Source organism: Pseudoalteromonas sp. Z1A6 (assembly GCF_011378745.1).
GTDB classification, from domain to species: domain Bacteria; phylum Pseudomonadota; class Gammaproteobacteria; order Enterobacterales; family Alteromonadaceae; genus Pseudoalteromonas; species Pseudoalteromonas arctica.
Genome location: NZ_WTKW01000603.1, coordinates 1 through 1,257, shown reverse-complemented (window position 1 = coordinate 1,257; position 1,257 = coordinate 1). Strand labels below are relative to the sequence as shown.

Sequence of the window (1,257 nt, the reverse complement as noted above, 5' to 3'; positions counted from 1 at the left end):
GTGCTATTAGGTGCATCACTGGTACCAGTCACTGTGGGTGTGGTGTCATTGGTGAGTACTGGCGCATCCACGGTAATGCTTGGCGCGGTCGTGTCTATTGTGCCGTTACCTGTAATACCGGTGCTGTTACCTGCTGCATCGCTGATGCTGGCGGTGATCGTGTACGGCCCTTCTGCCAAGGCAGTCGGTACTTCTATAAAGAAGTTGCCATCGGCATCCACAGTGGTCGTAAAGGTTTGTGTATTGCCTTGATCGTCCACCACGGTGAAGTTAATAACGGTGCCTTCAACGGCATCGCTTGTGCCGCTAAGTGTCGGGGTGATGTCGCTACTTGAGCCTGGACTGGTAAGTACAAGTGTCGGTGCAATGGTATCTATTTCACCAGTGCCTGTGGCAGTGGCTTCGTTGCCTGCGGCATCGCTCACACTGGCGCTCACTGTAAAGGTGCCTTCAGCCAGTACTTGCGTGGCTGCTACGCTCCATGTGCCATTAACCCCTAATGTGGTCGTTACGGTATGAGTAATATTATTACTGTCGGTGATTTCAACGCTCACGGTGCTGCCTTGTGGCGCATTCGCTGTGCCAGTGATCGTAGGTGTTGTGTCATCAGTCACGGTTACATCATTTACGGCAATATTAGGAATGGTCGTATCCACTACACCATTTTCTGTTGCTGTACTTGTATTGCCGCTTCCATCTGTAACACTCGCTTCAACTTCATAACTGCCTTCAGCTAAGTCAAAAGGGGCTTCAACACTCCAGATACCGTCTGTAACGGTTGTTTGTACCGTGTTTGTTATGTCATTACTGTCCGTGATACTGACGGTGATAATAGTGCCATTTGCTGCACTGCTGGTACCGCTCACATTCGGCGTTGTATCATTTGTATCCATTAATGCATCAATATTAATACTTGGTGCATTGGTACCCAATGTTGCGCCTTCACTTAATGTGGTGGTGTTGCCTGCACTGTCACTGACGCTTGCTTCTATGGTGAGTGGACCATCAGTCAGTGCGTTCGGTACATCCGCTGACCAACTGCCATCGGTTTGTACTGTCGCGATGAACGTTTCTGTATTATCTGCATCCGTGACGTTAATCGTTATAACCGTGCCTACTGGCGCGTTCGATGTCCCGCTAATTGTTGGTGTGCTGTTATTCGTGGCACCTACTGTGTCTAACGTCAGTGTCGGCGCTAAAGTATCTAAGCTGCCTGTTTGTGTGGCGCCGCCGGTGTTGCCTGCATCATCGGTGATA

Annotated in this window: 1 protein-coding gene; it reads right to left on the bottom strand. The window is 50.0% G+C overall.

Annotation, left to right across the window (positions count from 1 at the left end):
- Positions 1-1,257 (bottom strand): Ig-like domain-containing protein (locus GQR46_RS19840; protein WP_206009719.1); only part of this gene is annotated, 1,257 nt, incomplete at both ends.